Source organism: Salipaludibacillus daqingensis (genome assembly GCF_029891575.1).
In the GTDB taxonomy this organism is placed as follows: Bacteria; Bacillota; Bacilli; order Bacillales; family Salisediminibacteriaceae; genus Salipaludibacillus; species Salipaludibacillus daqingensis.
The window spans coordinates 111,460-135,538 of record NZ_JARZHF010000006.1 but is presented as its reverse complement, the minus strand read 5'-3'; the positions used below and the strand labels follow the sequence as shown (position 1 = coordinate 135,538).

15 protein-coding genes are annotated in these 24,079 nt (G+C 35.8%); 2 read left to right on the top strand and 13 right to left on the bottom strand.

Going from position 1 to position 24,079, the window contains the following annotated elements; translation table 11 throughout:
• Window positions 1-3: 3 nt before the first annotated feature.
• Window positions 4-777, bottom strand: a complete 774-nt coding sequence (locus QDN89_RS12990) for a class II aldolase/adducin family protein (RefSeq protein WP_280770576.1) — start codon at window positions 775-777, stop codon at window positions 4-6.
• Between the two features lie 183 nt (window positions 778-960).
• Between QDN89_RS12990 and QDN89_RS12985 the strand changes: the two genes are divergently transcribed.
• Window positions 961-1,719 carry a DeoR/GlpR family DNA-binding transcription regulator gene (locus tag QDN89_RS12985; protein ID WP_280770575.1) on the top strand — a complete coding sequence of 253 codons (759 nt, stop codon included), beginning with the start codon at window positions 961-963 and terminating at the stop codon, window positions 1,717-1,719.
• Window positions 1,720-1,850: 131 nt separating this feature from the next.
• Here QDN89_RS12985 and mtnA read toward each other — a convergent pair whose 3' ends face one another.
• Genes mtnA through QDN89_RS12960 form a run of 5 tightly spaced genes read right to left on the bottom strand, consistent with a single transcriptional unit; the run spans window position 1,851 to window position 7,898 of the window.
• Complete coding sequence (gene mtnA, locus QDN89_RS12980) at window positions 1,851-2,918, bottom strand: S-methyl-5-thioribose-1-phosphate isomerase (protein ID WP_280770574.1); 1,068 nt, start codon at window positions 2,916-2,918, stop codon at window positions 1,851-1,853.
• A gap of 18 nt (window positions 2,919-2,936) precedes the next feature.
• A complete protein-coding gene (gene mtnK, locus QDN89_RS12975; RefSeq protein ID WP_280770573.1) occupies window positions 2,937-4,166 on the bottom strand; it encodes an S-methyl-5-thioribose kinase in 1,230 nt (409 codons plus the stop codon).
• Between the two features lie 18 nt (window positions 4,167-4,184).
• On the bottom strand, window positions 4,185-5,183 hold the full coding sequence (locus QDN89_RS12970) for an ABC transporter permease (protein WP_280770572.1): 999 nt from the start codon (window positions 5,181-5,183) through the stop codon (window positions 4,185-4,187).
• A gap of 1 nt (window position 5,184) precedes the next feature.
• Entirely contained in the window at window positions 5,185-6,690 is a 1,506-nt protein-coding gene (locus QDN89_RS12965; RefSeq protein WP_280770571.1) for a sugar ABC transporter ATP-binding protein, read from the bottom strand.
• Between the two features lie 56 nt (window positions 6,691-6,746).
• On the bottom strand, window positions 6,747-7,898 hold the full coding sequence (locus QDN89_RS12960; protein WP_280770570.1) for a sugar ABC transporter substrate-binding protein: 1,152 nt from the start codon (window positions 7,896-7,898) through the stop codon (window positions 6,747-6,749).
• Between the two features lie 464 nt (window positions 7,899-8,362).
• On the opposite strand from QDN89_RS12960, the gene QDN89_RS12955 reads away from it, so the two are divergent.
• Window positions 8,363-9,382: a YheC/YheD family protein gene (locus QDN89_RS12955; protein ID WP_280770569.1), complete on the top strand. Its 1,020-nt coding sequence runs from the start codon at window positions 8,363-8,365 to the stop codon at window positions 9,380-9,382.
• A 45-nt stretch (window positions 9,383-9,427) separates the two neighbouring features.
• Here QDN89_RS12955 and QDN89_RS12950 read toward each other — a convergent pair whose 3' ends face one another.
• The 7 genes from QDN89_RS12950 to QDN89_RS12920 all read right to left on the bottom strand — a co-directional run bounded on the left by QDN89_RS12950 (window position 9,428) and on the right by QDN89_RS12920 (window position 24,071).
• Window positions 9,428-10,375 carry an SDR family NAD(P)-dependent oxidoreductase gene (locus QDN89_RS12950; RefSeq protein ID WP_280770568.1) on the bottom strand — a complete coding sequence of 316 codons (948 nt, stop codon included), beginning with the start codon at window positions 10,373-10,375 and terminating at the stop codon, window positions 9,428-9,430.
• 30 nt (window positions 10,376-10,405) lie between these two features.
• Window positions 10,406-11,818, bottom strand: coding sequence for a sugar transferase (locus QDN89_RS12945; protein WP_280770567.1), 1,413 nt, complete (start codon window positions 11,816-11,818; stop codon window positions 10,406-10,408).
• 316 nt (window positions 11,819-12,134) lie between these two features.
• Window positions 12,135-16,208, bottom strand: a complete 4,074-nt coding sequence (locus QDN89_RS12940) for a peptidoglycan-binding protein (RefSeq protein ID WP_280770566.1) — start codon at window positions 16,206-16,208, stop codon at window positions 12,135-12,137.
• A 153-nt stretch (window positions 16,209-16,361) separates the two neighbouring features.
• Window positions 16,362-19,772 (bottom strand): peptidoglycan-binding protein, encoded by a 3,411-nt coding sequence (locus tag QDN89_RS12935; protein WP_280770565.1) that lies wholly within the window; start codon window positions 19,770-19,772, stop codon window positions 16,362-16,364.
• A gap of 520 nt (window positions 19,773-20,292) precedes the next feature.
• Window positions 20,293-21,015: a cysteate racemase gene (gene cuyB, locus QDN89_RS12930; RefSeq protein ID WP_280770564.1), complete on the bottom strand. Its 723-nt coding sequence runs from the start codon at window positions 21,013-21,015 to the stop codon at window positions 20,293-20,295.
• Between the two features lie 108 nt (window positions 21,016-21,123).
• Complete coding sequence (locus QDN89_RS12925) at window positions 21,124-22,728, bottom strand: acylphosphatase (RefSeq protein ID WP_280770563.1); 1,605 nt, start codon at window positions 22,726-22,728, stop codon at window positions 21,124-21,126.
• A gap of 140 nt (window positions 22,729-22,868) precedes the next feature.
• The gene (locus QDN89_RS12920; protein ID WP_280770562.1) at window positions 22,869-24,071 is read right to left on the bottom strand and encodes a YheC/YheD family protein; all 1,203 of its coding nucleotides are present in this window, start codon (window positions 24,069-24,071) and stop codon (window positions 22,869-22,871) included.
• Window positions 24,072-24,079: the final 8 nt, after the last annotated feature.

Genomic DNA, 24,079 nt, shown 5'->3' with positions numbered 1-24,079 from the left:
CATTTACCGTTGATATTTCTTCAACACTTCCCGGGTGACTTGTTCAACAATTTGCTCGATATTGATCGTTTTTTCTTCCTTCTTTTCCTCCACATGACATGGTGGCGTTCCTCCTGTTTTAATGCCCAACTTGTCACGAATGGCCAGTAAGTCAGAAACTTGGGTGCAATTTAATTCATTGCTTCGCTGGATAATATTCGTGGAATACATCGTCATCAATGCATAATGCTCTAACGACTCCATCCGGTAATATGCTTCGATTAAATCTCGTCCCCATGTTAATGCTCCATGGTTCGCTAATAACACGGCGTTGTAGTCGCGACAATACGGTGCAATCGATTCTGGCACTTCTTCCGTACCTGGCGTAGCATATGGGGCAATTGGGACTGTCCCTAATAACACGATAGCTTCGGGTGAGATTGGTTTATCAAGCTCCACACCTGAAATAGCAAAAGATGTAGCAACTGGTGGATGAGCATGTACAACTGCATTGATTTCTGGATTTTCTTTATATGCACGGATATGCATCTTTACTTCTGAAGATGGTTTATACGTGCCAGATAAAACCTTTCCATCGAGGTTCATTTTCACCATCATATCTGGACGCATAAATCCTTTACTTACTCCAGTTGGCGTGGTCCAGATTGTGTCTGGTCCACACTTCACAGAAATATTCCCATCGTTAGCTGCGACGAAATTTTTATTGTAAACCCTCTGGCCAATATCACAAATCAACTTTTTCGCTTCAAAATCAGAATAATATGTTGGTTTCTTCATGGGAAACCTCCCCTCTTTCCATCCTTCTTTTTCTTTATTTTCTTCTTTTATACGTAATTTGTCAATGTTTTATTTGGTTTTGTGTTGTTTTATCTTGATTTTGTTGTTTTATATCCTCCATCTCTCCTTAACAATATGGTATAATACCCCTATAAACATCTATAAAAGTGAGGAGAGCCACCTATGCTACCCATCGAACGAAAAAACCAAATCAAAGAAATGATTATTGAAAAAAAGAGCTTAACAGTCGCTCAAATGACAAAACAGTTTAAAGTTACTGAGGAAACGATACGACGAGACTTAAAACAATTAGAAGAAGAAGGAATTCTGACCCGAACTTATGGTGGCGCCTATATTTCTGAAGGCGTCCAAAACGATGTGGACATTAACCTTCGAGAATACATCCATGTTGAAGGAAAGAAAAAAATTGCAAAAAAGTGTTTATCCTTCATTCATAGTGGGGACTCCATCTTTCTTGACGCATCAACAACATCACTCATGATCGCAAGTATGTTGAATAATTTAAATCTCACCGTTGTTACCAACTCCATCAAAGTTGTAAATACATTAAACGACAGTCCGAATATCAACCTTGTTGTCATTGGTGGAACTTTTTCTCGCTCTTCCCAATCAAATCTAGGTCGAGCCGCGGAATCTGACTTGCTTAACTATTTTTACGATGCTGCATTTATTTCATGTCGGTCTGTCAGCATGGATCACGGAATCACCGATTCCAATGAGCTTCAAGCAGGTGTAAGAAATATCGCAGCGAAACACGGTAATCAAGTATTTTTAATTGCTGATTACACTAAATTCGATAAAACATCGTTCATCAAGATATGTGATTTTGATGCTTTTCAACATGTCATCGTTGACGATACGTTATCCGATGACTGGCATACGTTTTTCGAAAATTTACAAATTACTTTACATGAAGCATGATCTGCTCCCGCTGCCAATCGCTCTAGCGAAAGGGTGAATATATCCAGGTAGTATTGAAAAAACGAGTCAAATGATATATATCTGACTCGTTTTTTGGAATTCAGAACGGTATTGGAGACACTCTCCTTTGGTTAATTGTCCTTGAACAATACTTTTAAACTGTTTTCGTATCCGGGATATGCGATCCCTTTTTCTGTAACAATCGCCGTAATTAACGAATGATCCGTGACGTCAAAAGCTGGATTATACACTTTCACATCTTCTGGTGCCATTCGTGTTTCATACCACTTGTCTGTTACTTCTTCTGCGCTACGATTTTCAATTTCAATATCATCCCCTGTTGCACAAGCGAGATCAATCGTCGAAAGCGGCGCACAAACGTAAAATGGAATGTTGTAATGTTTTGCTAAAATCGCAACTCCTGATGTTCCGATTTTATTTGCCGTATCCCCATTGGCAGCTACACGGTCGCAACCGACCAACACAGCCTGAATTTTCCCTTCTTTCATGACAATAGAAGCCATGTTGTCACAAATGAGTGTCACATCTACTTTCGCTTGTTGTAATTCCCAAGCGGTTAAACGAGCCCCTTGTAATAAAGGTCTTGTTTCATCTGCAAACACTTTAAAGTTATATCCTTGTTCATTCCCTAAATAAATTGGTGCCAACGCCGTTCCATACTTGGCTGTTGCTATTGTTCCTGCATTGCAATGAGTTAATATCCCAATATTTGGCTTTAATAAAGTCAGTGCGTGTTCTCCAATTGTCTTACAAACTTGTTCATCTTCATCGCGAATCATTTCTGATTCATGATAGAGGGCATGCTTCACTTCAACTGGCCCTTTATTTTCTTCCATTTCCTTTACAAAACGACGCTCCATCCGATCTAGAGCCCAGAATAAATTTACGGCAGTTGGTCTGGACGAAGCCAAGTATGCTTTGGCCTTCTTAAAGTCTTTATAAAATGCCGCTGTCGTTTCTGCACTAGACGGTTTCACCGCTAAATAAACACCATACGCAGCAGCAATACCAATAGCGGGAGCCCCCCGGACCTTAAGATGATAGATAGCATCCCATACTTCTTCCACTTTTGTTAACGATAAAAAAGTCATTTGTTCAGGTAAGACAGTTTGATCTAGAAGAACCAACGTATCGTTAGCATCATCGAGACGTACCGACTGAATGACGTTCCCTTCCATAGCGCTCTCTCCTCTTTTTTAAATCTCGTTCATCTTCTGATTCAAAATTTCCATATAATTCTCACCAGAATGTAAGTTTTCCCGTTCAAGAATAAATGCTTTCCCAACAGCTAAACAAACCTTTTCCGCTCTTGTTCTCTTTTCAGCACTTTCAATGGATGTTAAGTCTTTTACATGAGCAAGACCAACTGTCCGTCTAATCAGTTCACAACCAGCAATTCCTGCAGTATCTTTCAAAATGGATGCTAAATAATGATCCATAAACCCTGGATACTTTGCTGTCTGTTCCGTTACATAGGTGTCCCAAGCAACTTTAAATTTATTATTAAATAAATCGATCACATCGGTAATCGTTTTTTCTAAAAATCCTACATACTCTGATTTTTCAGAGCCTTCATCCATTGTCACCACACCATTTACGTAAGCAAAAATGAGGTTTGCAATGACATTTCCCACATCGTAGCCAGCAGGTCCATAAAAAGCAAATTCTGGATCAATCACCTTTGTTGAATCAGGTTTAATAAACACTGAGCCCGTATGCAAGTCACCGTGAATCAGTGACTGGGCATTTGCCATGAAATCAAACTTTAGTTTCGCAGTCTCTAACTTCAAGGCATCGTCACTCCAGATTTCCTTTTCAACGAAATCACGAGTGCCAGCAAATACGTCGTTTCGAACACAATCAAAGAATGGTTCCGTAAATACTAAATCCTCACTAATTTCACACAGTTCTGGATTAACAAACGACTTCACTAAGTCCTTCTTCTTTTTATGCTCCATGACAACATCGGAACTTAGAAGCAACGTGTTTACCATAAACGTTGTAATATGATCTGCAAACAAAGGGAAGGATTCTTTATTCATCAACGCATCACGCATAATCGTATGATCAGACAAATCTTCCATTGCCGTGCAATTCATAATCGGATCATAATGGTAGACCTTCGGAACAAACCCTTCTGCTAACTCATCATGAATTTTTAATATTTCACTTTCTATTCTGTTTCTATCAGGCGATAATTTAAACTCGTCTGAAATTCTTGCCACCGGTCCAGCTTGTTTAATAATGATAGAATCTCCATGAACTTCATCTTTAACGAGGAAAACATAGTTCAGATTTCCATCACCAATTTCTTTACATTCGAGCTTTGCGTCTTCTTTGAAAAAACTAAGTTCCGTTTTCACATATTGGATGACATCCTCTTCTTTCATCGTAAAGTACTCCGTTTTAAAATCTGTATTGGACATTACGAGACCCCTCCATCCTTATTTAATCTTGTAATATGTTAATGCAAGCGCTAAAGCAAGTACAGTTCCTTTGACGATATCCATTGCATAATAAGGAACCGACATCATGACTAAACCATTTGCTAGAATTCCAATTAAAACCGCACCAATAAATGTTCCAAAGGCATTTGGTTTTCCAGCTCCTAGTACTGCGAAACCAATAAATGCAGCAGCTACCGCATCCATTAAATAAGGTCCACCGGCATTAATTTCTGCCGTCATTACTCGAGAAGCTAGAACCATTCCGCCAATGGCTGCAAAGGAAGCTGATAGTAAATATGCCAATATTTTATATTTGTTAACTGGTATTCCAGATAATCTAGCAGCTTCTTTATTGCCACCAATGACATACATATACCGACCATGTTTCGTGTACGTCAAGAAAATATGTACGACGACGACAACGATAAGCATGATAATAATAATCCACGGAATTTGCCCTAGTTTCGCAAAAAATGGTGAAATTTGTCCTTCTGCATACGTCCCATCAGACATAATCATATTTTGAGAAATCGTTGCTCCTCTCGTGTAGCTTAGTGCCACCCCTTGAATAATAAACATCGTTGCTAGAGTCAAAAGTAAATCTGGAATTTTAACCTTCACGATCATAAATGCATTAAAAGCACCTACAAGTAATGCCGCCATTAATCCTGCACCAATTGCAATGACAGCTGGCTGTTGATACCAAACAAACATAGATATGACCACTGCGTTTGCTAGAGATGCAACAGACCCTACTGATAAATCAAAACCATCCACAGATAAAGATATCGTAATACCAACTCCAATAATCGTTACGATAGAAATGGACCGAAGAATATTTACAAGATTACTCGTCTGTAAAAAGTTTTGGTTCATGGTAGAGAAAAATATAATTAATAATACAATGAGAATGAGTGTCCCATACTTGTACATAAAGTCGAATAGATCAAAGCTGTGGCCGCTTTTTTTCGTATCAACTGAGTTTGAATTGCTCATACTAATTTCCCCCCGTTGAATAAAGTAGCAATTTTTCTTCATCTGTTTCTTCTTTCATCACTTCATTCACAATTCTTCCATCAAACATGACATAAATTCTATCGCTTATTCCCATGATTTCTGATAGTTCACTAGAAGCATAAATGACAGATTTCCCTCGTTCTGCTAAGGCAGTTATCAAATTAAAGATATCTCGTTTCGCCCCTACGTCTACGCCTTTTGTGGGCTCATCAAAAATATAAACTTCTGCATCTGCAACAAGCCATTTACCAATGGCAATCTTTTGCTGGTTACCACCAGACAAATTCTCCACAATCGTCCGTTCAGATGGGGTTTTCACCCCTAGACTTTGAATCATTTCACGAGCTTTTTTAGCTTCAGACTTAAAATCTAGAAAACTAAATACTTTTAAAAAGTTATTTAAACTAGCAGCTGAAAAATTAGTCACAACCGTTTCATGAACTAAGATACCTTCTTTTCGACGTTCTTCTGGAACAAGCGCAAAACCAAGCTTTACTGCATCATAAGGGGTGCGTATTTTTACTTTTTTCCCACTTAAAACGATGTCACCATCAACCTTTTTTGCCACACCGAATAGAGCTTTACAAAACTCTGTTTTTCCCGCTCCCACAAGGCCTGCCAATCCAACAATTTCACCTTTCTTTACGTTTATTCCGATCTCGAAAATCTTCTCTCGATCAGAAAGACTCATTGTTTCAAGAACGACTTCTCCAATATTGGCGTGTCGAGGTGGAAATTGCTCATCTAATTTCTGACCTAACATATGTTCAATTACACGATTGATCGTCGTCTGTTGGATATCCTCTTTAATAATGAATTTACCATTACGCATAATTGTTATTTCATCACAAATTTCGAAAAGTTCAGGAATTCGGTGAGAAATAAAGATAACTCCTACATTACGGCTTTTTAAATCGTTTACAATCTGAAACAATTCATCTGTTTCCGTAAGGCTTAGAGGAGCTGTCGGTTCGTCAAGGATTAAAAATTTACATTCCTTTGATATTGCACGAGCTATTAAAACCATTTGCTTTTCTGATAAAGATAACTCACTAACTAGTTTTCTGGGAGAAACATGGACGTTCATACTTGTTAGGATTTCTTGAGCTCTTGAGTATATATGTTTCCATTTAACTACTTGTTTCTTCCCCATATCGCTAACCGTTTCATTCAACATGATATTTTCTGCTACGCTAAGGTATGGTATCAATGCTGTATCGACTTCTTGGTATACGATTTGAATCCCTAAATCTTGTGCATCCTTTGGGCTACGTATACTTACTTTTTCACCATTTAAATAAATTTCGCCTGTATAATGATCATGAGCTCCACAAAGAACTTTCATCAGTGTAGACTTACCAGCTCCATTCGCCCCAATTAAAGCATGGGAAACGCCAGTTTCCGTTTCAAAGTTGACTTGATCAAGAGCTTTGACCCCTGGGAATTCAATTGTAATATCTGTCATCGATAATTTATTTTTTGCCATGCTGAATAACACCTCTTTCAAAAAAAAGGGGAGATCGGATCCCCCCTTCAACTCATTTAGTTATTAGCCTTCAGCGTTTCCATCCAATCTTCAAGAAACTCGTCTGATTTACCCCACTCTGGAATAATATTTTGTAAACTTTCCATATTTACAGCTTCATCACTCGTTTGAAGTTGTTCTTGAGAAATGAGTGTCGCATCTAAGTCATACGTTACAGGTGTTTCTTCACCAGCAAGTTTCTTAGCAAGTATTCGCATGTTTACAGAACCAATCTGCTTTGGATCTACAGCTGCCGTATACTTCCAAGGGCTATCTTCTTGCTGCATAATCTCTAAGTCAGCATTCGATACATCAATACCATAAATATCAATTTCATTCCGATTAACTTCATTTATAGCTCGCGCTGCTCCAATTGCGAAGGCATCCCAAGTAGCAAAAATGGCGTCAATTTCTCCTTCAGGATAAGCATTAAGCATGGCTGATACTGCGTTTTGTGTTTGACCAGTTGTATCTTCAGCCGCTACTCCAAACCGATCAACTTCAACTAACCCTTCGTATTCATCCATATATTCTTGGAAGATGTTATTTCTACGAACCATTGGTGGAAAACCGTCAACCCAAAGATATACAATATTTGCTTCTCCATCGTGGTCTTGTACTAATTGTTCGAGAGCAAGAGTTGCTAGAGCTTCATCATCTTGAGACGTTGAAGTTACTCCTTCGATATCTTCTAATTCAGGAACCGAGTCAAAAGTTACTACTTCAATGCCCGCTTCCCGTGCTTCATTCACTGCATCAAAAGTAGCTGAATCATCTCCGTGTGAAATAATTAGTCCATCAACGTTCTCATCTATCGCTTGAGCAATAGCATCGTGGAAACGAGCAGAATCTCCGTTTGCAGTAAAGACGTCTACATCAAAACCAAGAGAAGAACCTTCTTCACTAGCACCTGCTAAAAACTGGGCTGTGTGATCGTCGCCTCCAATTTTACGAATGACACGAATTTTTGTTTCTTCATCCCCAGCAAAACGCTCAGGTACGCCATCCATACTGCCTTCCGCGTTTTCATTCTCACTATTATTTTCTGTATTGTCATTATTATTCCCAGATGCTTCACTTGTATCTGCGTTTTCATCACCACAACCAACTAACAAAACAGACGCCATCAACGTAACCAACAACGATTTACCAAAAATCCCCTTTTTCATTTCCTTGCCCTCCTTATAGTATCTGTAACAAACCACTAAAAAAGCGCTTACAATTCTTACTATTAAGGTGATAATATCATATATACAAACTTTATACAAGGTTTCTTTTGTGTTTTTATTTGATTTGTGTTGTTTTGTATTGTTTTTGTTGTTTTGTTATTTGTATCGAAGTTTCAACGAGAGAGTACTTTGGATTAGAAAGTATTGTTTAGTTTCAAATAAAGACATTTACATTAGCTATTTTTCGTCCCTCTAAATCTCTTTGTTGTTCTAATAAATATGTAACAATCATGAAAGTTTATGGTATTTCGCGCTTTTGTGTTACTAGGTTTAAAATTTCGGGAACGAGTTGCATAAAGTAGGTACTATAAGTGGAAAAACAAGAACACTGATTCAAAATTATTTTTTAGTGCCATTAATTATGTATTTACAGTTTATTTGAAAACAACCAGGAGGTATTTTTTATGTACGTAGGATATATGAGAAACCAGCTTAAACCTAAGAAGTTCGCCAAACTCTTAGCTAGAACAACGAAGTCTTATGGCATTGATTTTGTTCACTGTCTTCCAGAGGATGTTGACTTTGACAAAAAAGTTATAAACGGACAAGTGTTAGTCGGAAATAAATGGGTTTCTAAAGAAGTTCCAATTCCACCATTTATTGACCTTTCTTCTTACTGTTTTAGACATAAAAAGGTAATTAATTTCTTAAAAGAACATAGCACTTTATCTATCGATCGTCGTTTAGGTTCGAAGGATGTTGTAAATAAAAAAATAATCGAAGATGGGGAATTTTCACACTTAATCATCCCTTCAAAAACAGTTGAGGATTTCGAAACTTTCTTTAGCTTTTTAGAAGAGAATAATGAAATCATTATTAAACCAATTAATGGCTCAAGAGGAAAAGGGATATATAAGCTTTCCATAACCGAAAATGGTTATTTATTAATTTTTGATAATAAAGAAGAGGTTCTTTCTAAAGAAGAACTATATGATTTCTTCGAAAAAATTAATTATGATCGATTCCTTTTCCAAAAGTTTATCCATTCAAGTACGAAAGGTGGAGACCCTTTTGACTGTCGTATTCGGTTAGAGAAAAATGGCAAAGGTTTGTGGGAGGTGGCTATTTACCTTGTGAGGATAGGCAGTGGAAATAAAGTTGTTTCCAATGTTTCTAGTGGCGGTAGCGCAAGCAAATTAACGCCTTTCCTGAAAGCCAATTATGGCGAAATGGCTACTCTTCGAATTAAAACAGCAATTAAAGAAGTAGCTGAGTTTTTACCACCTAAACTAGAAAAAATGTTTGATACTAGACTAACTGCATTAGGTTTAGACATTGGTATTGAAAAAGATGGTACTATCTATTTATTTGAAACAAATACTACTCCTGGTCCTGAATTTGCGTTAGGTGAAGTTGCTCTATTAAAAGCTGAACATTATCATTACATGCTAAATAAAAGTTCTCTTAGTCATCGAGCATTATAAATCACAAAACAAAACCTAGCTGCCTCCATTGGCAGCTAGGTTTATTTAAGTTAGCGATCGGTAATATTCCACCGTATTTACTAAGCCTTCTTCTAGTTTGGTTTCAGGTGCCCAATCAAATTCTTCCGATAATTTACTGTAGCTTAAATAACTATGTTTGATGTCGCCTTTTCTCTCTTCCACGTATAATGGATCGAAATTTTCACCAACGGCAGAACAAAGCTGTTTCAGTAACTCTTCCACACTTGTCATCGTTTCCGTACTCACGTTATAAACTGGATTCGGTGAGGCTATCTTATCTGTTTTTTCAAGGCAGTCTACTACAGCACGGACAACATCTTTCACGTACACGAAGTCACGGGTTTGCTTGCCGTCTCCTTGAATCGTTGGCTGTGTCCCTTCGATTAGTTGCTCAATAAAAATCGTAATCACACCGGCTTCTGTCGCCGCGCTTTGCCGCGGACCAAACACGTTCGCAAACCTTAGAACGGATACGTTTAGATCATATAACCTTCCGTACGCTTTCACATATTCCTCTCCGGCCAGCTTGGAAACACCATAAGGAGAAAGAGGAGCAGCGCTGGCTTGTTCTGATACAGGAAGAACTTCTACATGTCCATAAACCGCTGCGGACGATGAATAGACGACGTTCGACACGTTGTGCTTTCTCGCTCCTTCTAGCACGTTTACTGTTCCGTGAATATTAATGTCCAAGTCGTTCTGAGGACTTTCGAGAGAAGGCCCTACTTTACTCTGAGCAGCTAAATGAACGACAGCGTCAATCGTTGCGTGTTGACGGAATGTTTCCGATACGGTTTTCTCATCCCTCACATCGCCTTCCACAAACGTTACAAGGGAGCTTGGATTAATATTTTTCTTATCTCCAGAGGAAAGGTTATCAAGAATCACAACTTCATGTCCTTTCTCCACAAGAAGATCTGTGACGTGTGAACCAATGAAACCGGCTCCTCCAGTGACGAGTACTTTATTCATATCAAGCGTCCTCCCTGTTATTTCATCTACTTAAACGTTCAATTTCGAGCGTGATTTTTCTTTTTGTTCTGACTTATCTTTCTCATCTTCGTTGCCAGTATCCGTACCGGGCTTATCATCCGATCCTTCTGCTTTTGTTTTGTCAAAAATAACGAGGAACGTTTTTAATAAAATAATGATATCTAACCAAAGGCTATAATTACGAATGTAATAAAGGTCAAATCTCAGCTTATCATCGACTTGGGTACTATACTTGCCCATTACTTGCGCGTAACCAGTAATTCCTGGTTGTACTCGATTTCGGTAACCGTAATGGTAATATTTCTGCGATAGTTGTTTAATAAAAAATTCCCGTTCCGGTCTTGGACCAACAAGGGACATGTCTCCCTTAATTACGTTAAATATTTGCGGTAGCTCGTCCAGTCTTGTAGAACGAATGAACTTACCAACTTTCGTAATACGATCATCATTAGACGTTGCTAAAATTGGACCTGTACTATTTTCTGCGTCGCTTACCATCGAGCGGAATTTATAAATGGTAAACGGTTTGTCATATTTTCCTAATCGTTCTTGTGAGTAAATCACCTTACCCTTAGGATCTTCTAGCTTCACAATAATCGACACAATGAGTAGGACTGGTGATATGACCACAAGGATAATGAAGGAGGAAACGAGGTCAAAGACTCGCTTCACAAACACTTTGTCCCACGTGACGCCAAATGGCTTCACTCCCATGACGAGCGTATCCTCCAGTGGCGTGATCGTCGCTCGCTGTAGTAGCAATTCATACAGCGTTGGAATAACGTAAACGACTTTGTTTCGCTCCATCGCGTGATATATGACTTGTGATTTCGTTTCTTTGGATATATCGGTGCACAACACAACATAATCAGATTCTTCAAGATAGTAGTCAATCTGCTCAATCGTTGCGTCTTCTTGTATATGCCTTACTTTTGTTCCTTTTAACATCGGGTGTTTGATTTTATCAATTAGTTTCGCCGTATTGTTTTCGTTTCCAATCAATAGTACTTTGCCAATGACATTTCCCCGAGTCAGTTTCAAATACAAAACTTTAAACGAGACCATTAAAATAACTGCGAATACACTGGCAATGACAACGACAGAACGCGGCATCGCAAACTCACGGAATAAATACGACGCTGCCATCGTAAAGAATGTCATCATCGCAACGGCGACGAGAATTTTTCGTACGATATCACTTATCGAATGTTTTCGGTCTAATGAATAAAGTTCATAAACGGAAATAAAAAACAAACCGATCAGTAAAATCCATGGCAATAAGGCAATAAATGCTTCCCAGTTACGGCCTGGGAAATCCAAATATCGAATGTAAAACGCACTGACATAAGCGGCTAATAAACACGCTAAATCCCCTAATATCAATATAAATTTATGATTTCTAGAACCTTCCATGTTCGTCATTGTTAAAACCTCTTTCTATATCGTTAAAAAGCGGCAGTTCATTATTTCCATTATCCGCTTCTTCTAATCATTTCTCGACTTACATTATAATATTAATGAAAAGGTTTAGCCACCATAATTAAATATTGGATGAATTGGAGAACATTTTATCCTAGTTTTTACACAAATCGATGGAAATAACATTTTAAAACGTCCATGAATGGTGTATGAAATAAAAACTGCACCTCCTACTTGTTAGATGATTGTCCAACAATTGGGGTGCAGTTCAATAACGGACGTTTTTTAATCCATCAAATATCTATGAAACTATGAAAAATTATTTATATTTTGGAATGTCAAAAACCATCATTGGCTGATCTAATCGATCGTACATGTTTTTGATTGTAGCCACTTGTTTTGCTGCCCATCCCATGTCTGAAGCATATTGTGGAAAGCCAGGATTTGCTGGATTCCAGCGCATTTTATAGAGAGTATCTTGCCCATAACGATTATGAATATAGCGCTCGCCAATAAATTTAGCACCACCTCTAATAGCAGCTTCTGGAGTGAACCATCCTAATTCGTAAGCTCGAACAGCCCCTGCTCGATGAGCATCTCCGTCAAATGCTCCGATTCCGAACATATTGTAGGTAGTTTTAGTATCAGATAGGCTGTCTTTATTTCTTTCTGTCTCTAAAACTAACGTACCACTTGAGTTCTTTCCAACTCTGATTCCTGTTGCCAGCTCAGACTTTCCTCGGTTCGTTTCTAAGAAAGCATGTGCAATGAGGTAGATTTCGTTCACACCATGATTTCTTCCACCATCGATAAACGCTTGCCCTTTTCCACTCAAAATTCCTTGATCTTCTAGAATCCGATTAATTTGATTACTAGAAACATTAGGACTGGATGAAAGAACTAAATGTTGAAAGTTATCTTGTTTCTCTGGGTCAAAAAATTCAAAAGCGTCTGCTCGTTTTGCATTTCGCCAAGTTTGAACGGACAATTGAGTCCATGTAGAACCCTTTTCACGAACAGCATACTCTTTCCCGCTTGTAGTTCTGTAGTAAAGGTGACTACTAGTGCTTCCAGTTTCATAGACATTCGTTGCTGTTTTAACTTTGGCAAAAGATCCATCTATACGAGATAAAGAGCTATGAACGTATAAAGTTTTGCCTGAATATTTCATTTTATACCAATCACGATTCCCTCCAACGGAGTTCCCTCTAACCGTTTCAATATATTCAAACTTGGTCCCATTAGTTAAAGAAGTTTCAATATTATCCTTTGTTGAGTCAGGCTCCGTTCTGACGTTCACACTAGAACCAGTTATTTGACCACTTTCAAAAATATCTAAATCTGATGTTCGAACGAAACCTGGATTGTTTCGATATCTATCCGTTTGCGGTGGTAAACTCATACCCATTTGAATGTTAAATGCATCATTAAGTGAGATATCATAAGAAGTACGAGTGAAAACCGGTTGTCTTTCATAAACACGGTTTAATACTTCAATAGTTATTTCATCTAATATTCCGCTTACAGGCAACTCCATATCTGTTTGGAATTCTTTTACTCTTCGTTCAGTAAAATCTCCAAAATAATCAGTAATATTAATACCACCATAACCAATATCATTTAATTTTCTTTTGAAATCTTTCATATCAGAATGACTTTTACCGTTTTGATATGGACTATTAAGTATTTCATCTATTTTTGCTAACGTGACGGAATCTCCAATACCATTAACTCTTAACCTATAATGAAATTGAAAATCTCTTACGGTTTCTTCTGTAGACGGTCCATAACTATTCGGGAAATTCATGCCAACTTCAAATCCAAGTTTGTTTAAATTTTGTTTCAACTCTGCTGTTTCATTATTATTTTGTCCTCGCCTTAACGAACTATTTAATATTTCTTCTATTTTAGCTAAAGTGACTTCATCACCTATTCCATTTATTCGTAATCCATAATATCTTTGAAACTGCTTCACTGTTCTTTCTGTCAATGAACCATAACTATTAGGGCTATTCATCGTCAATTCAAACCCTAAGTCAATTAAATCTTCTTTTAATTCGGCTGTCTTTTCATTGCTTTGCCCTAGCCTTAATGAACTATTAAAAATCTCTTCCATTTTATTCATTGTGTCAGTGTCACCTATGCCGTTTACAATTAATCCATAATATTCTTGGAACTCCATTAAAGTACTTTTTGTGGATGGGCCAAAACTATCCGGGTAGTTCATACTTACATGAAACCCTAATTGATTTAATTTTTCTTTTAGCTGTATAGTCTCACTATTATTTTTCCCTTGCCTTAAAGGACTAGCCATTAATTCCTTTAGCTTTGCCAACGTCTCTTCGTTAGCAACTCCGGTTTCTTCTATTCCATAAAGCTTTTGGAAATCTTTCACGACACTTTTAGTCGTATTGCCATAATAATCTGTAGGATTATCGGAGATATGAAATCCTACCTCACTTAGATCAAGTTTTAACAATAATACATCTGGTCTTTTTAAACCTAAAGAAAGCTTTTGTTTAGATACGTCATTTAGTTTATCTAAGGTGACTTGATCACCTATTCCATTAACTACCAATCCATAGTATTTTTGAAATTCTTTCACTGTCTTTTCTGTTGATGGACCATAACTTGTTGGAGAATTCATACTTACAATAAAACCAATCTTGTTTAAGTTTTCTTTTAATTCAGCAGTTTCTTCGTTACTTTGACCTCTTCTTAAAGAACTTTTTCGTATTTCCTCTACTTTCGCTAACGTTGCTTCATCACCTATACCATTTACATTTAAACTATAATATTTTTGGAATTCTTTAACCGTTTTTTCTGTTGATGGACCATAACTTGTCGGATAATTCATACTTACTTCAAATCCGATTTGATTAAGTTTCTCTTTGAGAACTGCTGCTTCTTCACTGTTTTGTCCTCTTCTTAACGGGTTACTTATAATCTCATCAAGTTTATTTAGAGTTTCCTCGTTAGCTAATCCCGTCACTTCTAATCCGAAACCATTTTGAAAATCACTAAGAGCCTTTTCAGTTGCGCTCCCAAAAGTATCCATCGACTCTTCAGGAATAGAATGGAATAATTCAATTAACTTTGTATTCAATTCATAAACTTTCGGACTTCTTGAGCCTGGCTCTAAAAACGAGTTTACGACTTCATTTAATTTGGGTAAAGTAACTGTATCTCCAATCCCATTTACTTTTAACCCGTAGTATTCTTGAAATTCTTTTACTGTACTTTCAGTAGATGGCCCATAACTTGTTGGGTAATTCATGCCTACACTAAAGCCAAGTTTATTTAATTTTTCTTTCATATCTGCAGTTTCATTATTATTTTGTCCTCTTCTTAAAGGACTATTAAGTGTTTCTTGCACTTTGGCTAACGTTTTTTCATCACCAATACCTGTTACTGGTAATCCAAAATAGTCTTGGAATTCTTTTACTGTTCTTTCCGTTGACGGACCGTAGCTCGTAGGAAAATTCATACTTACGTGAAAGCCCAGTTTATTCAAGTTTTCTTTTAGTATTGCTGCTTCTTCACTATTTTGTCCTAATCTTAAAGGATTGTCCAAAAGTAAGTCTAATTTTTCTAGCGTTTCTTCATCAGCAATACCTGTCACTTCAAGACTGTAATATTCTTGAATATCTTTAATCGCTTTTTCTGTATCGCTACTGAAATAGTCATTACTTGATACATCATATGATAATTCCATTAACTGCTCATTTATTTCACTAATAATTGGCGCACGAAGACCAAGTTCTAGAGGACTATTCACAAGTTCGTCTAATTTTCTTAGCGTAACAGAATCACCAATTCCATTGACTTTTAATTCATAGTACTCTTGAAATTCCTTCACTGTACTTTCTGTTGAAGGACCATAACTTGTCGGGAAGTTCATCCCCACTTCAAAACCAATCTTAATTAAATCTTCTTTTAGCTTTCTTGTCTCGTCGTTATTCTGACCTCTTCTTAATGAACTGTTTAGTGTTGATTCAACTTTAGCTAACGTCGTTTCATCACCCATTCCTGTGATATCTAGTCCATAGTATTCTTGAAATTCCTTCACCGTACTTTCTGTCGATGGGCCGAAACTAGTTGGATAATTCATCCCCACATTGAAACCAAGTTTAATTAGGTTCTCCTTTAATTCTTTTGTTTCCTCGTTGTTATCACCTATTTTTAAAACTGTTTCTTCTTGATCTTGTGTTTCTTCCACATTCTCTTGATCTTGTGTTTCTTCCACATTCTCTTGATCTAGCGTGTCTTCCGCATTCTCTTGGTCTTGTGTTTCTCCCGTATTATCTTGTTCTTCAGCTTCAACTTTATCAAACGACATAACTGTTAATCCTACTAAAATAGTAAGTATTATCATTAGATTTCGATAAACCATGTTTTGCGTCTCTCCCCTTTGAAATCTACATTAAGTGCTCGCGATTCCTCATTATTATTGTTGGAGCATGGACAATATAAATTGTCCATGCTCCAATACATACTGGCATATATTGTTCATTAAAATAATTGTACCTTAGATAACTAATGAAGATTATTTAAAGTAGTTAATTAACCCATCTCTAATCGCTTCTGCAGACCGTTGACGATAAGAGCTTTGTCTTAATTTAGCTGCATCTCCTGTATGATCCATAAAACCGACTTCTAGAAGTGCACTTGGGATTTGAGTTTCTCTAATCACGTGATAGCTTGCTTCCTCAACTCTTCTATAATGAGTACCCATTTTTTCAACAGTTGCATCTTGCAAAGCATGTGCAAGCCTTCGACTATCTCCTCTTTTGTAGCCACCATGCCAAAAAGTTTCTGTTCCATGAGCAGAACCATTAAACGCATTAGCATGAACAGAAACAAAAACATCTGCATCAGACCGATTAGCTAAAAATGATCGTTGACTCAAAGACAAGAAAAAGTCTGTCCTTCTAGTCATTATTACTGTTGCCCCAGCATCTCTAAGAAGTTTTTCTGCTCTGTTGCTGATGTCTAATACTAAGTCCTTCTCAAGCATTCCACCACCAATGCCACCTGAATCTTGTGCACCGTGTCCTGGGTCAAGGTAAATTGTTTTTCCAACAAGTGGCCCTGAATTGGCAGACTTATTAATAGCTAGTTGAATGTAACCAGCAGAAACATAACCAGTTTTATAACCATCGTATTTAATACGATGCCAACTATTTATGCGAGAACCACTATAAGTTGATAAGATTTCTACCCTTGTACCTCTTCGAATGGAGTCTACTTGACTTCCATTTGGTGTGGATCGCACATTTAATGAATTAGCCGTTGAGTATCCTATAATTGAGTTATCAGCAAAATCATTTTCACTGTAAGAAAAAGCTTCTACCAATTCTTTTATTCTTGTTAACGTTTTATCATCAGCAATCCCACTGACTTTTAAGTTATTCTGTTTTTGAAAATCTTTCACTACAGCTTCGGTTGAAGGTCCATAGCTAGTCGGGAAATTCATGCTTACTGAAAAGCCTATTAGATTTAAGTTTTCTTTTAATTCGGCGGTTGCGTTATTATTTTGTCCTAACCTTAATGGACTGTTTAAGATCTCATCGATTTTTGACAAAGTAACCTCATCACCGATACCTGTCGCTTTTAGTCCGTTGTACTTTTGGAAATCAAGCACAGCTTTTTCAGTAGAAGGACCATAGCTTGTTGGGAAATTCATCCCTACTTCAAATCCTAATTTATTAAGGTTTTCCTTTAATGCGACTGCTTCGTCACTGTTCCTTCCTTTTCTTAGTGGACTAGTTAGAAGTTCATTTATTTTCGCTTTGGTTATGTCATCCCCTATACCATTTGGTACTAGTGAAAAATACTCTTGAAATTCTTTAACTGTCCTTTCCGTTGATGGACCGTAACTCGTAGGATAGTTCATCCCAACATTGAACCCAAGTTCATTAAGTGTCTCTTTTAAATCAGCCGTTTCTTGATTGTTTTGACCATTTCTTAACGGTGAATTTAAAAGATTTTCGATTTTTTCTACTGTCTCTTCTCCAGCATTCCCACTAGGCTCTAATCCATAATAAGTTTGAAATTCCTTTACAATTTTTGTTGTTGTACTTCCATAATAATCTGTCGGATTATTTGAGACATGAAAACCTAAGTCACTTAGCTTATATTTTAATGACAATACATCCGGTCTTTTAAGTCCGAAAGAAAGTTCATCGTTAGATACTTTCTCCAATGTAGCCAAAGTTACCTGATCACCAATTCCATTTACTTTTAACCCATAGTACTTTTGAAATTCTTTCACTGTGCTTTCCGTTGAAGGACCATAACTAGTAGGAAAATTCATCCCTACTTCAAATCCAATTGAATTTAATGTTTCTTTCAAACTTTGCGTTTCATTATTATTATTCCCAAGACTCAATGAGCTGTTCAAGATCTCATCCATTTTCGCCAATGTCACATCATCACCAATTCCATTAGCAACTAAATCATAATATACCTGGAAATCTCTCACTGTTCTTTCTGTAGATGGACCATAGCTATTTGGGTAGTTCATTCCCACTTCGAAACCCAAACGGTTTAAATTTTCTTTCATTACTACTGTCTCATCGTTATTATTTCCAATCCGTAGTGGGCTGTTTAACACTTGATTCAATTTAGCTCTTGTTTCATCGTCTGTAACACCTGTTACTTTCAATCCGTAATATTCTTGGAATTCCCTTACTGCTCTTTCTGTCGTTTCACCATAGTAATCTATCGGATTACCAACAACTTCAAAACCAGCTTCTTTTAAATCCTCTTTCAAAATAGTTACATCTGGACGTTTCAATCCATAGGTTAATTCAGAATCCGTTATCTCTTCCAATTTCGCTAATGTAACAGAATCTCCAATCCCGTTAACTTTTAAACCGTAATATTCTTGGAATTCTTTTACCGTTTTTTCTGTTGAAGGTCCGTAGCTTGTTGGATAACTCATCCCTACACTAAACCCAAGTAGATTCAAGTTTTCTTTCATTACTGCTGTTTCATTATTATTTTTACCTCTTTGTAATGGGCTATTAAGCGTTTCTTCGATTTTCGCTAACGTCTTAGTATCACCAATACCTGTTATTGATAGTGAATAGTATTCTTGAAATTCTTTTACTGCTTTTTCCGTAGATGGGCCGAAGCTTGTTGGATAATTCATGCTTACTTCAAAACCGAGTCGATTTAAGTTTTCTTTAAGGATAACTGCTTCTTCACTGTGTTTGCCTTTTCTCAAAGGGTTATCAGACAACTTGTCTAATTGATTTAAAGTTTCTACATCAGCAACTCCTGTTACTTCTAATCCGAATTCATTTTGAACTTCCATAATTGCTGCTTCTGTTTTTCTGTCGTAATAATCCGCCGTTGCAACATCATATGATAAAGCCTTTAATTGCTTATTAAGTTCGTATACAATTGGAGCTCGAAAACCGTACTCTAGTGAACTATTTACAAGTTCTTCTACTTTTCCTAAAGTAATAGAATCACCAATTCCATTGACTTTTAAATCATAGTACTCTTGAAATTCTTTCACGGAGCTTTCCGTTGATGGACCATAACTTGTCGGGAAATTCATTCCCACTTCAAATCCAAGCTCCATTAAATTTTCTTTAAGTACTCTTGTCTCTTCGTTATTCTGTCCTTTTCGTAAAGAACTATTTAACGAGTCTTTTACCTTAGTTAACGTCACTTCATCTGCTATCCCTGTAACTGTTAATCCATAATATTCTTGAAATTCTTTCACTGTACTTTCTGTTGATGGACCATAGCTTGTAGGGAAATTCATTCCCACCTGAAAACCAAGTTTAATTAAGTTTTCCTTTAAAGTTTGAACTTCCTCATTATTGTCCCCATTCTGTAAAACTGTCCCTTCCTCCATTGCTTTCGCTGTTTGACTAGGTATGTAGAATAAAGAAAAAACAAGGAAAACAAGAGAAATAACCACCATCTTTTTGTTATTCACTAATTAGCACCCCTTCATATCGACTCTAGTAAAAACCTTCACATCCCGTTCACTAAAAAGAACACAAAAACCACATCTAAATTCTAATTTATAGATATGAATAGATTTAACATGAAAATAAGATCATATTTTGTTTTGATTTTACTAAGCCACCCCCATTTGAGTACCAACATTATTCTATTAGTACAGGAATTTTTGATTCTGTCCCAAACTTATTGATATATAAATTAAGATGATTTAGTTGCTAGTTATAAGCGTTATATATTACCACAGTAACTATAGAAAATTGTTTGAAAATAAGTTGACAACATCCACTAAATTATATCTTACTTTCTTATACATTTAATGGGACTTTTTCCCTTAGTTTCAGTTATATAGTTTCATTTTCACTTATGTATTAAACTAGGTGCGTTATTACTAGAATTAATAATATATCTAACCAAAAAAACCACAAATCCATAATCTTGAATTTAAGAATCAAGATTATGGATTTGCGGTAAGTTATATAAAAATAATAATGCTATTTATTTTCCACTAGTGTGTAGTGATTTCCAATTCTAACCGCTTCTTTAGCTAACAGAAAAATAGGATCAATGACTGGGATTTTTGCATTTTCATCATTTAACACTAAACCTAACTCGGTACATCCTGCTATAACAGCGTCAACATCTCTATCTTTTAATGTTTCTAATACATTTAATACGCGACTAGCTGATTCATCTGATATATTTCCACCTTTAATACCATCTTTATCATAAATTGCTCCCATCAATTTATTTTGTTCGTGTTCATCCAGTGTGTATATCGTTTTAGTTAAATACTTCTGATAAACTCCTGATTTGACAGAACCAGTAGTTGCTAAAAGTCCTACCTTTTCAATAAATGGAAAAGTTTCTTTAATGTGCTTCTCGACTAATTCAATAGCATTAATGATAGGTATCGGCGAATGATATTGTAACTCAGTGATGAATGAATGAGCTGTCATACATGGAATAATTGCGACGTCAGCCCCAGCATTATATAGCTTGATAAGATTATCTTTCAGTTTAGGGAGCGGACTTTCTCCTTTTTCCAAAATATATTTTGATCGATCCGGTATTTGTGGGTCATTAATTATTACCATGTTTACATGTTCTTGATCTGAAGTAGCAACAGTGTTATTCACAATTCGACTAAATAACTCCACTGTTGCTGCCGGCCCCATGCCTCCTAAAATTCCTATTGTTTTATTTTGTAATTCCATCTCTATTCACTTCCTACTATAACTAAATCATGATTTTTCTTACTCGATAAATTCGTTGCAATTTTAGTTTAAAGGACTAGGGTCATGTACACAAGTTTTTAAATTACATCAATTTTTTATTTTCTTAATTATGGTCCTTAAAGGAGACGTATATCTCCAAGAACGACTGTTAATTACAGCGTTGTATTTTTCTTCACTTATGAATTGATTATTTGGATTCTTCATGTTTTTAGTTTGTTTATTTTTTTTCTTTGGCTGTGCTTTCATATTACTTTTTATTTCAAAACCTAGCTTTAATGGTCTATCCCATTCATGAGAAGTTACCTTTTCTACATCTGATTTCACAGAACCTTTTAGACATACTTTTTTAAAATCTTCTAACTGCTGTTTATTTGCACTCGCTACGACAACTACAACTTTTCCGTTCATTAAATTTTTCGTATAACCGTTTAAACCTTGTTTTAGCGCTTGTTTTCTTATCCATTGTCTGTAGCCTACACGTTGAACTTTTCCAGTTACAATATATTTGCGAGTAAATAATTTCCCTTCAGGTGCTGGAGCTAATGTGAGGGAATTGACGATCTTATTTTCAAAAACTTGTTTTACACTCTTAAAATCAAAGTATAATTGGCTTTTTTCTAAATTAATCGTCTCTGGAAAATAATAATCAATTATTGCAGAAGGAATATCTCGAGCTTGCCCTTTCCCTGGAAATACATGTGACCCTATTATTGCAGTTCCATTTAATTCTATTACTACACCAATATCATTATCAATATCTACAATTAGGTCCAATCCAGCTTGATTAAGATTAGGTATAGATGCGACTGCATTTACAGCAATTGACTTAATATTATCTGATAATTCATCTGTAGAATCCACGGGATCTCCGCCAGAAGAAAGACTATTTTTCTTCCTTAAAAATATTTGTTCATCTTTTTTAATAATACTATTTAAATTATACCCATACTCTTCAATACAGTTAAGAACCTCATAATCTATTTTGATTGGACGTTTAGATAAATGCGGGTTTGAAAGTCTTTCTGTATTTTTATTTTTTATTAGTGTTTCGATCTTACTCATACCATCACCGATGACATTTGGTGGAAGCTTTTTTATTGCCCCTATTACTTTGTCACCGACAACATAGACGCGATGTTCACTACCATTAACATATTTCTCAACGATAACATCAGAATATTTCAATTCATAACGAACATAATTATATGCATTTTCTAATTCAGATTTATTATTTATATTCGCAATAACACCTTTTCCTAAGCTCCCATTTGTTGGTTTTACCACTATAGGGAACCCTAGATTTAAACCATATTCTATAATTTCTTCTATAGTAGCTTCGTTACCAAACCTTTTCCCTTCAGGAGTTGGTACATCATTTTTTTTCAAGCGTTCTTTTGTTTCTTCTTTATTTTTACAAATATTAATCGCTTCTTCACTTACTTCATCACCTCTAGACCTAAAAAAGAAATGCTCACTTTTATCAGAGCTCAATCGATAAAGTTTAGTAGGTAAATTAAGGTTGCCTTCTTTCTTTACATTTCCTTCTTTTGAATCACTAGGAAACCACTCTAATTTTAAGCCGCGTCGCCAACCTTCTAGAGCTATCAAATATGGACATAAAGAAACTCCTCTAGCATCTTTAACCATCTTATTCGTTACATAGTCCAAATTGTTGTCATTAGTATTACTCACATTTAATCCTCCGTATTTTTAGTAGTTATAATAATTAATTACATGTTAATTTTTACAGTTAATGTTAAAAATATTCACCCTTAAAACGTATATTATATTCCTATATAACATAGATAATAGGTATAGAAAAATTTATTTTTTCACTTCATATTTTTTAAAATTTCTCTAGGTTTCCTAATTGGTTTAGTAAGTCGCCAGGATCTACTATTTTCTATATTTTCAATTCTTTTTTTATACGTTAAAACTTCTTTTTCTAATTGTTTAATCTTTTCTTTATTGTTATTAACTTTTAAAGGTTTTCTCTTTTTCTTTTTAAGAGGTTTTGTTTCTTTTTCATCTTGAGTATTTTCACTTACCATATACTTATAATACTCAGACCTGAGTAGACCTACTTCAGCTTTAAGATGATCAACTATTGGAGCACTATTCACTTCAAATAAATATATCTCTCCACTTTGATCAATACCTACATCAAAACCTAATACCATTAATTTTTGATCTCTATATTTTTCTATTTCTTGAGATAATCCAAGGCACACCTGTTTTGTATTTCGATAAATGCTCTCCCATTTCTCTCCAAAATTACTTTTGAGAAATGTTTTGGGATTACAGACTCCCCCGCCTTGGTGGATATTGGAAGTTATTTTTTGTCCAAGACCAATTCTGATATACATTTTTGCTATGACCCATTCACCTTTTCCGTTTTTTTCAACGTGAACCCTACAGTCATAAGGGTCTTCTCTAGATGTTTTTGAAGATACATATTTTTGAATAATATAATTATTACTCTCTATATATTTCTTGTAAAAATCATAAAATTCCACTTTTGACAAATTAAATTCTGTTTTTTGATATTCACATTTATAATAATCATCGATTTTTGTTAATGAATAAACACCTTTACCTTGTTGACCTGAAATAGGTTTTAACACTACTTTATTATAGTCATTAAGGAATTCTTCAATATTACTTTGGTCAGATACCTTTTTCGTTGGAATTGCGAGATGTTTAAAATTATTATTGTCTAACAATAGTTTTTGCAACTTTTCCTTTGACATCCGGTTTTTTCCATCATCTGATAATTCTGCTTTATCATTTAGATAATTCATAATTTCTGTATATTTAAATGAATAGCTAGTAACATCTATAAAACTTGGAATATCTTTTTCAACTGAAATCCATTTATTATTCAACAGCATTTTACCTTTAACTTTATGACCACTCATATCAATATCCTTTGGTCTAAAATAGATAAATGTTAGATTATGGTATTGGCAAGTCATCGCTAAAACTTTTGCAATCTTAGGCGGTTTTATATAGTTTCTCATAAAGCCTACAAGCATTATTAGTC